The organism is Tolypothrix sp. VBCCA 56010, from assembly GCF_050875635.1.
Lineage (GTDB): Bacteria > Cyanobacteriota > Cyanobacteriia > Cyanobacteriales > Nostocaceae > Hassallia.
On record NZ_JBPAOH010000460.1, the window covers coordinates 1 to 369 of the forward strand.

The 369-nt window shown below is 48.8% G+C and carries 1 pseudogene; it reads left to right on the top strand.

Going from position 1 to position 369, the window contains the following annotated elements:
- A pseudogene (locus tag AABK37_RS41990) lies at window positions 1–369 on the top strand (photosystem II D2 protein (photosystem q(a) protein)); the annotation flags it as partial.

A 369-nucleotide genomic window follows, 5' to 3' on the forward strand; every position in this document is an offset into this window, starting at 1 on the left:
GTTGGCTCACCGGTACAACATTCGTCACCAGTTGGTACACCCACGGATTAGCCTCATCATACCTGGAAGGCTGTAACTTCTTGACAGTGGCAGTATCGACCCCAGCAAATAGCTTGGGACACTCATTGTTGTTACTGTGGGGACCAGAAGCACAAGGCGACTTCACCCGTTGGTGTCAATTGGGTGGATTGTGGACATTTGTAGCATTACACGGAGCCTTTGGTTTAATCGGCTTCATGTTGCGTCAATTTGAAATCGCTCGTTTAGTGGGGATTCGTCCTTACAACGCGCTCGCATTTTCTGCGCCAATCGCTGTGTTCGTTAGCGTATTTTTGATGTACCCCTTGGGTCAATCAAGCTGGTTCTTTG